3 protein-coding genes, 2 pseudogenes and 1 riboswitch are annotated in these 9,246 nt (G+C 41.8%); of the genes and pseudogenes, 4 read left to right on the top strand and 1 reads right to left on the bottom strand.

Annotation, left to right across the window (positions count from 1 at the left end; genetic code table 11):
- Positions 1-281, top strand: a pseudogene (gene aspA / locus AC058W_RS11820) (aspartate ammonia-lyase); the annotation flags it as partial.
- Positions 282-410: 129 nt separating this feature from the next.
- Here the strand turns inward: aspA and AC058W_RS11815 are convergent.
- Positions 411-2,097 (bottom strand): annotated as a pseudogene (locus tag AC058W_RS11815) (formate--tetrahydrofolate ligase).
- 168 nt (positions 2,098-2,265) lie between these two features.
- Positions 2,266-2,351, bottom strand: a riboswitch (ZMP/ZTP riboswitch).
- 427 nt (positions 2,352-2,778) lie between these two features.
- On the opposite strand from AC058W_RS11815, the gene AC058W_RS11810 reads away from it, so the two are divergent.
- From AC058W_RS11810 to srtB, 3 genes are all read left to right on the top strand, one after another.
- The gene (locus AC058W_RS11810) at positions 2,779-3,240 is read left to right on the top strand and encodes an HAAS signaling domain-containing protein (RefSeq protein ID WP_117676750.1); all 462 of its coding nucleotides are present in this window, start codon (positions 2,779-2,781) and stop codon (positions 3,238-3,240) included.
- A 382-nt stretch (positions 3,241-3,622) separates the two neighbouring features.
- Positions 3,623-8,353, top strand: coding sequence for an isopeptide-forming domain-containing fimbrial protein (locus AC058W_RS11805; protein ID WP_479390105.1), 4,731 nt, complete (start codon positions 3,623-3,625; stop codon positions 8,351-8,353).
- The gene (gene srtB, locus AC058W_RS11800) at positions 8,350-9,222 is read left to right on the top strand and encodes a class B sortase (protein WP_182364485.1); all 873 of its coding nucleotides are present in this window, start codon (positions 8,350-8,352) and stop codon (positions 9,220-9,222) included. Before AC058W_RS11805 ends, srtB begins: the two co-directional genes overlap by 4 nt.
- Positions 9,223-9,246 lie beyond the last annotated feature (24 nt).

The following is a 9,246-nucleotide window of genomic DNA, read 5'->3' as shown; positions in this document are numbered from 1 at the left end:
AGACACTGGTAGATAATTGTATTGTAGGAATTACAGCAAATGAAGAAAGGTGCCGTTATCTGGTAGAAAACAGTGTAGGTATTATCACTGCGATCAGCCCCCATCTTGGGTATCAGAAGGCTGCGGATATTGCAAAAAAGGCAATTAAGACAGGCGAATCTGTAAGAAGTCTGATTCTGAAAGAAAAGCTTATGGACGAGGATGAACTTAATCGTATTCTGGATCCGATCCATATGACGGAACCTGGTATTTCCGGAAAAGATTATCTTATAAAAAAATAAAAAAAACAGGCGGGAAAATCTTCCCGCCTGTAAAATCGTCTGGACACATATCATATATAAATATGATTTTTATATTTTTGAATTATTCGATTGAATACGGATGATTTTATCCGTTTGATTTCAACTGGATTAGAACAGACCTGTAATCTTACCTGTCTCGTCTACGTCGATTCTCTCAGCAGCCGGAACTTTAGGAAGACCTGGCATTGTCATAATCTCACCTGTAAGAGCTACGATGAATCCTGCACCAGCGGAAATCTTCAGGTTACGTACTGTAACTTCGAAGTCTGTAGGAGCACCCAGTTTAGTCTGGTCATCTGTTAAGCTGTACTGTGTCTTAGCTACACAGATCGGGCAGTTGCCGAAGCCAAGAGCTTCTAACTGTTTAGCCTGTTTCTGAGCGTTAGCTGTCAGAACTACTTTCTTACCTCCATAAACTTTCTGAACGATCTGGTTCAGCTTGTCTTCGATAGAACCTTCCAGTTCATATGCATAGGAGAAGTCGTTTGGTTCTTCTACAAGACGGATAACTTCTTCTGCAAGTTTGATTCCGCCTTCGCCGCCTTTTGCCCATACTTCAGAAAGAGCAACGTTAACCCCCAGTTCTTTGCATTTAGCTTCTACGAAGTCGAGCTCTGCTTTTGTATCTGTAGGGAATGCGTTGATAGCAACAACACATGGAAGTTTGTATACGTTCTTGATGTTGGAAACGTGTTTCAGACAGGTTCGGGATACCCTTCTCAAGAGCTTCCAGGTTCTCGTTGTTGAGGTCAGCTTTTGCAACGCCGCCGTTGTATTTCAGGGCACGTACAGTAGCTACGATTACAACTGCGCTTGGTTTTAAGCCAGCCATACGACACTTGATATCGAGGAATTTCTCTGCGCCAAGGTCAGCACCGAAACCAGCTTCTGTGATTGCATAATCAGCAAGTTTCATAGCCATCTTTGTAGCTGTTACGGAGTTACATCCGTGAGCGATGTTAGCGAATGGTCCGCCATGTACGATTGCAGGAACGTGTTCCAGAGTCTGTACAAGGTTTGGTTTCAGGGCATCTTTTAACAGAGCTGTCATAGCACCTTCTGCGTGAAGGTCACCGGCTGTTACCGGCTTCTGCTCGGAAACTTTACCGTATGTATAACCGATGATGATCTTGGATAATCTTTCTTTCAGGTCTTTGATGTCGCTTGCAAGACAGAGAACTGCCATGATTTCAGATGCAACTGTGATGTCGTATCCATCTTCACGAGGCATACCGTTTGTCTTTCCGCCAAGACCATCTACTACGTTACGAAGCTGACGGTCGTTCATATCTACACATCTTCTCCATGTGATCTTACGTGGGTCAATGTTTAATGCATTGCCCTGGAAGATATGGTTGTCGATCATGGCTGCAAGTAAGTTGTTAGCTGCGCCGATTGCATGGAAGTCACCTGTGAAGTGAAGGTTGATGTCTTCCATCGGAACAACCTGTGCGTATCCGCCGCCTGCTGCACCGCCTTTAACACCGAATACCGGTCCTAAAGATGGCTCACGAAGAGCTACCATAACGCTCTTGCCGAGTCTCTGCATACCATCTGCAAGACCTACAGTAGTAGTAGTTTTACCTTCACCTGCAGGAGTTGGGTTGATTGCTGTAACAAGGATTAATTTTCCATCTTTCTTGTCGCTTTCTTTCAGAAGATTGTAATCAATTTTTGCTTTATATTTTCCGTACTGTTCCAGATATTTGTCATCAATACCTGCCTTCTCTGCAATCTGAGTGATTGGAAGCATTTCGCACTCCTGTGCAATTTCGATGTCTGATTTGAATCCCATAATGTTTTTCTCCTTTCGTCTCCGCATAACATGAAAAACTTATGTTACTGTTCTGACCAGTAACTTATTTCATTAAAGGAAGTGTCGGACAGACTGTCTGTTTTACAGGTAAAAACAACTGTTAAGCTGTTTTTACGGGATAAAAAAAGGCCAGTATCTGAAATCTTCAAATACTGCCCAGACGGTCGGCTTTCACAAACCTCCGACTCCCCGTGGTTTGTATTCCACATTTTCCGTCAGTACTCGAAGGTTCCTTTAATTGATGAATACAATATAGCATTTTGAGAAAAAAATGTCAAGAAAATTTTTCTGAATCGTCAAAAAAAATTGAAAATCTGGATATGAATTGTGCAATTTTGATAATAAATAATGAGAGAAAAGCAGATTGCTGAAAGAGATTTTCATCTGTGTGACTCTGGAATGTTAAAAAAAAGACAAGAAAAGATTAAATCTGGGAAAAATAAAGGATTTTGAAACAGGAGTTCAGAAGTGAAAAAATATAAGAGAATCAAGCAAGTCCCCTGCTTCAATTGCGAAGAGCAATGAGTTTATAAGTATTTCATAAAAATTTTATGATTATATTAGTTGTCATCCACTGAAAGTATGGTAGAATAAATACACGGTATCACCTGATGTGGGTGATCAATCATATCGATATCATTGATAAACGGAGATGCAGATATGGATAGAAAAGAATTTTTGGACATCCTCAGAGGACAGTTTGCCGGAAATATGCAGGAAGGCAAGGCTGCGGCACATGTAAGATATTATGAAGATTATATACAGTCTCAGGTACGTGGCGGACGCCCGGAGAGAGAAGTTCTTGAAGAACTGGGAGATCCGCGTCTGATAGCCAAAACACTGATTGACACAGATGATGGAAGTGCACAGGAAGATTATGGAGAATATTCTTCGTATGGAAGCAGCTATGGAAGTAAAATGGATCCGCCTCCGCAGCCGGAGAAGAAATGGAAGAAGGTATTAGATCTTTCTACCTGGCATGGCAAGGCAATCGTTATTGTAGCCGCGGCTGTTGCTATTATTCTCCTTGTGCTGTTAATTGGAGCAGTTCTTCCATTCTTTATTATTCTGGCAATTATTCTTTATTTTCTTTCCTGGTTAAAGAAACGTAATAACCAGTAAAAATGTCGCTTATCACAGAGACAGCAATATTTTTCAAAAAAAGTCGGTACAGGGCTCTGATAAAGATGCCTTGTACTGATCTCTCATATTTCCAATACTTAATCGAATCAAAGAAATCCCCTGTTTTAACCGAATCAAGTAAGTCCCCTGTTTCAATTGCGAATATCTGATTGTTTAAATCGAGTCTATAACAAGAAGATAATTTATCTGACTGACTTTAAAGAAAAAATTACATATAAAATTTCTGAAAACTTATTAAATCACGTAGTTGATTTCTATTCTCTAATCCTGCCAGGTGCAGGGAAAAATCCCACATTCATTCAAATCAGGGGCGAAATATTTTGTCCCGGCGTCATTTTTTATTTTGGAAAGGAGACAGAAAATGAAACACAATTTAAAACTGAGAGAACGCCTGGGAGCTTTGCTGCTTGCATTGCTTTTTATCGTACAGGCAGTTCTGGGGCTTTTACCTGCCTGCGTAACACAGGCGGCTTCATTGTCCATAGAAACCTGGGACAATGATAAGACGGTAGACTATAGTTATCGCTTTGATATGAAATTTCAGCCCGGAATTACCACGTATGAATCCTTTGGGTGTGATAACCTGGACAGAGAGGCTTTTTCGGACAATGGGAAAAGCGAACGTGATACGGAGTGTGTCAGAGTGTATCCGGATTATAAGGCTGGAAGTGCGGGAATGCGTTATAACAATGTAGGTAAAGATGGAAACGGAAATATTGTAGATGTCCGTCTTATCCTTATGGGAGTAGAGAATGCCGAACGACGTTATGAACTGAATACTGTGGAAACGATTGTTCAGAATAAAGAAGGGGCTACTTTTGCGTGGAAAGATAATGAATCCTATCCGCTGGTCGGATTTTCCAAAAACAGCATTGGCGTATTTATTTATTCTGTAGGGTATGCGAAAGTTAAGTTCCAGTTTCTTAAGCATGGAACGGATGAGGCTTTGCCAATCAGTGGGCATGGTACGATTCGTGATATTGATGCGGGGCAAGGCGTAAGAATTCCTGCGGATTGCGGACTGGACAGTGCGTATGTTCTGAAAGAGAATGATTATCTGACAGTAGAAGGAAATACGGTAACCTCTCCGATTGGTGCCATAGAACCGGATGATCCGAGAGGCTGGCTGAATCTTTTTTACAATACAGATAATTTTACAGTAGAATTCTGTCATCAGCTTAGACTGGACAAGTGGGATAAGACCCGAGAAGATGGAATTAAGAAGGCGGGATCTCAGGAGAAATGGGCAGAAAACATAAGAAATAAATATCTGGATCCGTCAGGAAACACTTATTGTCCGACCTTTAAAGGACAGAAATATTGCAAGGCATATGCATATTTCGATTTTACGTCTTATTGTTTTGGCAATGTTGAGATGAAAAAAGCCCCGGAGAAACGTGTCGGAGAGAGTAATTGCAGTTGGGAACAGGCGAGTGTGGCAACAAAAGATCAGCCTTTTACTGTCAGACAGGGACAGGAATTCCAGTATATGATTCAGGCAGAAGTAACACCAAATAAACTGAAATCATTTGTAGTGGAGGATGTACTTGAGGATTGCCTTTCTATCGAAGATACTTCTAAAGTGAGCATTACAAATGATATAGGACAGGTAGTAACGGATCAGTTTGATATTAATATTGAGGGACAGAAGATAACCTGCAGTGCGAAACCGGAAAGTCTTCAGGAGGAGACTTTTACAGATAATCAGAATTATACATTTACTCTGAAAGTACGTCGGAAACCAGAATCAGAAATAAATATTTCAAAATACCTTGCAGAGGATGGATATACGATCCTTATCCCGAATCATGCTTCTATGAGCTATGAACGTACAAATGGAAGCGGAGATACCATGGATACAGAAACAGTGTGGGTAAAGAGTGTGATTTCTCCGGAACTTGAAGTAGTCAAGAATACATCCCAATATGAATGGAAGACAGGAGACACCGTAGACTATGAAGTTTCAGTTTCTCAGACAAAGCCGGATGTACGCGCGGTCAATGTAGTCATTACGGATGAAATTCCGGCATGTCTGCAGCTCCTGGAAGGACAGTATACAGTGCAGACAAGTGACGGCGCAGAAAGCTGTACGCTCACCAGACAGGGAGACAATGGCTGGAAAGCAGAATGCCCGTCTTTAAGATATGGAGAGATGATTACCATTCGCTTTAAATGCCAGGCGCTGGAGGATTCCAATGGTCAGGAGTGGGAAAATATTGTTGCTGCGACAGCAGATAATCTGCTTAATCCTGAAACCGGAGAACAGGAATCCCGCAAGGACATGGCAGAGGTATGGATGAACAGTCCGCATCTGGAGATTGATAAAACAGCAGACAGGTATGAATGGCAGGCGGGAGAGCAGATTGCTTACCGGATCGTGGTAAATAATGTGACTGCCGGAACCATTGCAAAAGATGTGAACATTACAGATATCGGTCTGCCACAGGGACTGATTCTTGCTGATGGGGCTCAAAGTGTGGAAGTGCTGGGCGTTCAGCAGCAGATAAATTATCCTGTACCGGATAAGAAGACCGGACAGGCATATGAAGCAAGAACTGTGGAATCCCGTATGGATGCAGATGCAAATGGTTTTGCTTTTTATTGTTCATATCTGCCATACAGTCAGCCAGTTACGATTATTTTCCATTGTGTTGCACAAGAAGATGCTAATGGCCATGAAAGTGTAAATGCCGCAACGGCAAAAGCCTCCAACGCTGAAGAGAAATCAGATGATGCCGAAGTTTATGTAAATTCCGGAGAATTCTGGATTGAGAAAAATGCAGATCATTATGAATGGCAGGTAGGAGAGCTGGTACAGTATAATGTAGTGGTCGAAAATAAAAAAGAAGGCACAGTAGCCAGAAAGGTGACTATCTGGGATACAGAGATGCCGGCAGGACTTGCACTGGAATCAGCAGATAATGTATCTGTCAGTGGCATTCCACAGAGCATTACACAGCATGTTGCGGGAACACCGGATATTCCAAACCAGCTGAACCCGGAATTTTATAATGAGACATCAGAGAAACCGGTCAGCTATGAATTTGTTCAGGAAGGAGCCGGATGGAGAATGAATATTTCAGATCTTCCTGCAAATGTTCCGGTTATGATTTCTTTCCTCTGTACAGTTACTGAAGATGCAAACGGTGCAGAGAGTATTAATGTTGCAAATGTACAGGCACAGAATGCACCGGCAGCACAGGATGATGCGGAGGTATATGTAAATACGGCGGTACTTTCTATTGATAAAAGTTTCCAGAATCCGTATCTGGCCGTTGGTGACGGACGTGCAGAAAATGAATTCCGTATTGGAGAACAGGTAAATTATCAGGTTACAGTAAACAATCTTCAGAAAGGATCGATTGCACGAAATCTTGTGATTAGTGATCTTTCTCTGCCTGAAGGACTGGCGCTGGATGAAGAAGAGGGAGCTGTTACGGTAACTGGTGTACCGGCAGCTATCCAGAATCCGGTAGCAGGAACTGATGATGCCGGAAATGAACTTAATCCGGAAAATTACAAAGAAACTGTGGAAAAACCTGTAAATTGCCAGGTTACACGTCAGGGAACCGGCTGGATAGTGACAATTTCAGATCTTCCATACCAGACACCTGTTACTGTTAATTTCCGTTGTACTGCAAAGGAAAGTGTGAACGGACAGGAAATCGTAAACACAGCACAGGCATATGCAGATAATGCACAGACAGTAAAAGATACTTCAAAGATCTGGGTAAATTCACCTGTATTAAAAGTAGAGAAAATAACTGACAAACCATTCTATAAATATGGAGATATCATTACATACCGTATTGCGCTGACACAGGAACAGACTGGCTGCGTAGCGCGTAATGTTACGTTGCATGATGTGATCGACACACAGGGAGTCCGCCTTTTAAAGGATTCTGTGGTTCTGATGGATGAGAATGGAAATGTGACAGATGCAGATGTGCAGATCAATGATGATAATACATTCCTGCTATCAACGGGAAAAGCATTGATCAAAGATGCGAGATACAGTATTTGTGATAATGACAGAGGCGGACTTTTTGAGCAGGTAATGTATAACCCGCTGGACTGCCGGCAGCAGAAAACTATGATTGTGGAATATCGGGCAGCAGTAATTGATGCCGCATTAGCAGGACAGAAAGTACATAATACTGCAGTTGCGGACAGCAATGAAAAAATACCGGCAACAGGTGAAGCGGAAACAGAGGTACATAGTCCTGTTCTGGAGATTGTCAAAGAATCAGATAAGAAAGAATATGTATCTGGTGAAAAAGGATATTATAAGCTGACAGTAAGACAGCTGCGTGAGGATGTTACGGATCAGAATATTGTTATTGAAGATGCGCTGGAAACAAAGGGAACAGCAATTGTAAAAGACAGTATTTTTGTAAAGAAAAACGGCATAGAGCTGAAAGATATTAAGACAGAGGTAACGGAAACGGGATTTGTAATCAATACAGGTGCGACATTGTCGGATATGGATAAGATTGAAGTCTGCTATGAAGTTGTATTTGAGACAGAGAGTGCAGAGGCTGAAAAAGTTGTAAATACAGCGAAGGCAAGAGGCGATATCTCACCGGAAACCTCTGCACAGCAGGAAGTATATGTAAAAACAGCACCGAAACCGACTGAAACACCAAAGCCGACTGAGACACCGAAACCGACTGAAACGCCGAAACCGACTGAGACACCAAAACCGACTGAACCGCCAAAACCAACAAAAGCGCCAGAACCAACAGACATACCGAAAGCTACACCAACACCATCTGCGCCGGGAACCTGTCCGAAGCTGACTCCGACTCCGACAAAGACACCGTCATCGGCTTATAATAATGGTAATAACAGTGGAAGTAGCAATGGAAATACCGGAAACAGCAGTTATGGAAACTCAGGAGGATATTCCAGCGGATATGGAAGTTATCAGGGTGGTTCTGTGGCAGGAAGTTCTAAGACTGGAGACACCAGACCGTTTAAGGTAATGACACTTGTCGGACTTCTTGGTCTTGGCTTGCTGGCGGGAGGCGTAATGATTTACAGAAAAACGACTTCCGGTAAAAAAAATTTTAAAGGTACCGGACGGAAATGAGAAAGCTTAAAACGTTTGCGATAAGTATGATCATAGCGGCAATCGGACTTCTCGTATATTGTGGGGGATTCTATATAAAAAGCTATGAACAAAACCTTCAGGCCAGACAGAGCTATGAAGAAATAGCACGTATGGCCGGTTATCAGGATAAGGACAAAAAACCTTTTCAAAATGAGAAAAAGACGAAGCAGAATTGTTTAACAGAAACGAATAAGAATGTTCGCAAAAAGAAAAAACGAAAATCTTCGGACAATTTAAAACACAGTGATCGTGCAGATGAAATCAGGGAATCCTTCGGGATTTCCTGGGAAAATTTAAGAAAGATCAATTCTGAGGTGGCAGCCTGGATTACCATTCCCGGAGCTGATATTTCTTATCCTGTAGTCCAGGGGATGGATGACGAGTATTATTTAAAGCATAATTTTAAGAAAGAGGAGGACTTATTTGGCTGTATTTTCCTGGAGCATAATAACAAAAAGAATTTTATGGGTTCTCACAGTATTCTCTATGGTCATAACATAGAGGGCAATATGATGTTTGCCAATTTAAACCGCTATGAACAGCCGGAATTTTTGGAAAAATGTCCGGAAATTGAAATCAAAACTCCGGAAAGAAAATTTCTGTATAAAATTTTTTCCATAGAGCAGGCGGGTTCCCAAAGTGCGGCGTTTGAATATGGATATGACTTGTCGAGTCCTGCATACAAGCAGCAATTAGCAACATTGAAAGAGAATTCTATGTATGAAACCGGCATAGAGCCAGACGATTCGAAACCTATGGTAACGTTGATTACCTGCAATTCGCATCTTGATAAAGAGATACGTATGGCAGTACACGGAATCTGCTATGAAATAACACAAGAGGATTGAATGACCGCGCGTCGCATTCTCGTT

The organism is Blautia sp. CGZ-1-C1, from assembly GCF_056504575.1.
This window is presented reverse-complemented; position numbering and strand designations above follow the sequence as displayed.